Source organism: Thiobacillus sp. 65-1402 (assembly GCF_001897685.1).
Classification (GTDB): domain Bacteria; phylum Pseudomonadota; class Gammaproteobacteria; order Burkholderiales; family Thiobacillaceae; genus Thiobacillus.
Map to the genome: position 1 here is coordinate 1 of NZ_MKUG01000023.1, position 2,909 is coordinate 2,909.

Genomic DNA, 2,909 nt, shown 5'->3' on the forward strand with positions numbered 1-2,909 from the left:
TGGCCACTTTGCGCCCTTCCCGCTGCAGGCGATCCACCAGCGCGACCTTGTCGCGCGGCTTCACTTCGCCGTACACCTCGTCGATGCCGAGGCGGGACGCCACCGCGCGGGCGGTGGTCAGCCCGTCGCCGGTCGCCATGATCACCCGGATGCCGGCCGCCTGCAGTCCCGCCAGCGCCTCCGGCGTCGCGGCCTTGAGCGGGTCGGAGACGGCGACGAGACCGGCCAGCTGCCGGTCGACTGCCAGAAACATGACGCTCGCGCCTTCCACGCGCAGCGCCTCGGCCCGCTCCGCCAGCGCGTGCCAGTCGATTTTTTCATCCTCCATCAGCGCCGTGTTGCCGAGGGCGACCGCCCTGCCCGCCACCTGCCCGCGCACGCCGATGCCGGACGCCGACTCGAATGCATCGGGCCTGTCGAGCGCCAGCTGGCGCCGCCGCGCTTCCGCGACAATGGCATGCGCCAGGGGATGCTCGCTGCCCTGGTCGAGGCTGGCGGCGATGCGCAACACCTCGTCCGCCGTGTAGCCCGCTGCCGCCACCGCAGCATGGTAGGCCGGCCGGCCTTCGGTGAGGGTGCCGGTCTTGTCGACGATGAGGGTATCGATGGCGCGCAACTGTTCGATGGCGGCGGCATCGCGGAACAGCACGCCGGCGGTGGCCGCCTTGCCGGTGGCCACCATGATCGACATCGGGGTCGCCAGCCCGAGCGCACAGGGGCAGGCGATGATCAGCACCGACACGGCATTGATGAGGCCATACACCCAGCTCGGCTCGGGGCCGAAAAACCCCCAACCGAAGAACGACGCCGCGGCAATGAGCATGACCACCACCACGAAGTAGCCCGCCACGCCGTCCGCCAGCCGCTGCATCGGCGCGCGCGAACGCTGGGCCTGCGACACCATCTGCACGATCTGCGACAGCACGGTGTCCGCGCCGATTTTCTCGGCGCGCATGACGAGGCTGCCGCTGGTGTTGATCGTCGCCCCGATCAGCGCGTCGCCGGCCCGCTTGGACACCGGAATCGGCTCGCCGGTCAGCATGGATTCGTCCACCGCGCTCTCGCCTTCCTCGACCGCGCCGTCCACCGGCACCTTCTCGCCCGGCCGCACCCGCAGCCGGTCGCCGATATGGACGTGCGCCAGCGGGACATCCTCCTCGCTGCCGTCGGCCCCGATGCGCCGCGCCGTCTTCGGCGCCAGGCCGAGCAGGGACTTGATCGCCGCCGAGGTCTGGGCGCGCGCGCGCAGTTCGAGTATCTGACCCAGCAGGGTCAGCGACACGATCACCGCCGCGGCTTCGAAATACACGCCGACCCGGCCGTCGTGGGACACGAAGGAAGCCGGAAAGACCTGCGGCGCCAGCGTCGCCGCCACGCTGTAGAGATAGGCGGAAGCGGTGCCCGCGCCGATCAGGGTCCACATGTTGGGATTGCGCGTCGCCACCGAGCGGATGCCGCGCACGAAGAACGGCCAGCCCGCCCACAGGACGACGGGTGACGCCAGAACCAGCTCGATCCAGTTCTGGTATTGCAACCCCGGCAATGCCAGGCGGTGGCCGGCCATTGCCAGAATCGTCACTGCCGCGGTCAGCGGCAGCGTCCACCGGAAACGGCGGCGAAAATCCTTCAGTTCCGGATTTTCCTCGTCCTCGACGGCAGGCTGCAGCGGCTCCAGGGCCATCCCGCACTTGGGGCACACGCCGGGCGCCGGCTGGCGGATTTCCGGATGCATCGGGCAGGTGTAGACCGTTTCCCCGGACGCCGGCTGGGGCCGCACCGCCGGACGGGTCTGCCGGCCCGGATCTGCCGCGGGGAGATGGACGTGATCCATGGCCAGGCTTACTGCATCAGATCGGCGCGCCGTTTCAGGAATTCGTCGCGATCGATCTCGCCGCGAGCATAACGCTCTTCCAGAATGTCCAGCGCAGTGCGCCTCGGTTTATCGCCGCGGCCGCGGACGACATACAGGCCGAGCAGAACAAGTAGCAGGAGGGGAAGGACCCATCCCAGCATCATTCCCCACCCCATTCCGTAGTGCTCGAATCCAGGCATATTCCGCCTCCTTCAGCCCAGCCGCACCGGCGGCGGAGTGCACCCTCAGGGTTTGCCCATGTTCATCTGCATCATCTGCTGCATCATGTCCATGCGTTTTTCCATCATTTCCATGCGCTTGGCCATCATGTCGCTGTCGCCGGACATCCCCATGCCGCCCTTCATGCCATGGCCCATCATGCCCATGCAATCCCTGCCGCCCATCATGCCCATGCCGCCCGGTTTTTTGCCGGCCATGGGCCCGGACGCCTGCATGTCCTTCATCACGGCGTCCATCTGCGACATCTGCTCCTCCATCAACTGCATGCGTTTGGCGGGGTCCTCGGTGCGGCGCATTTCCTCCATGCGTTCACGCAGGGACGCCATGCCGGCCGCGCTCGTATCCTGGGACTGCGCCGCGCCCGCATCCGGGCGATCGCCGTGCTCGTGCTCGGCTCTCGCTGCGGCCGGCATGGCCAGGGCCGCGGCGAGAGCGAACAGCAGGGTGGTGCGTTGCATTGCCTTCATGTCCGGCTCCTTGAAAAATAATGTGGGTCATTTCGTATGCCGCCACTGGATGCGCGCAGTCTCGCTGCGGAACGCGCCAGCCCTTGCCGGCCACGCAGCGCGACGACGCCGCCCGCTTTCATCGGCGGGGCCGCGCTGGCACCCGAAAAACCGGGGTGCATTCCGGGATTTTCATGGGCGCATTGCCCGATGTTCGGCGTGCCGGCATGCCTCGACTGCCGCCCGTGCCATGCAGCAGCACTTCTCCAATATAGATGAGCCGATCCCGACAACAAGCCGGCGCCAGGCGCCGCCGGCAAACGTACCCAGCGCGGCGGGGCATAATGGTGCAACCGCTATCAGCCACTCCC

The 2,909-nt window shown here is 68.0% G+C and carries 3 protein-coding genes; all 3 read right to left on the reverse strand.

The window, feature by feature from the left end; genetic code table 11:
- Nucleotides 1–1,732, reverse strand: a 1,732-nt coding sequence (locus BGO62_RS02105; RefSeq protein ID WP_296638928.1) for a copper-translocating P-type ATPase, incomplete at its 3' end; no start/stop codon positions are given.
- Nucleotides 1,733–1,839: 107 nt separating this feature from the next.
- A complete protein-coding gene (locus BGO62_RS02110) occupies nt 1,840–2,052 on the reverse strand; it encodes an SHOCT domain-containing protein (RefSeq protein ID WP_296638926.1) in 213 nt (70 codons plus the stop codon).
- Nucleotides 2,053–2,097: 45 nt separating this feature from the next.
- A complete protein-coding gene (locus BGO62_RS02115) occupies nt 2,098–2,559 on the reverse strand; it encodes a hypothetical protein (RefSeq protein ID WP_296638927.1) in 462 nt (153 codons plus the stop codon).
- Between the last annotated feature and the right edge of the window lie 350 nt (nt 2,560–2,909).

Excerpts from the sequence above, each read along its gene's own strand:
- BGO62_RS02110 (WP_296638926.1), bottom strand. The coding sequence starts at position 2,052 with ATGCCTGGATTCGAGCACTACGGAATGGGGTGGGGAATGATGCTGGGA.
- BGO62_RS02115 (WP_296638927.1), bottom strand. The coding sequence starts at position 2,559 with ATGAAGGCAATGCAACGCACCACCCTGCTGTTCGCTCTCGCCGCGGCC.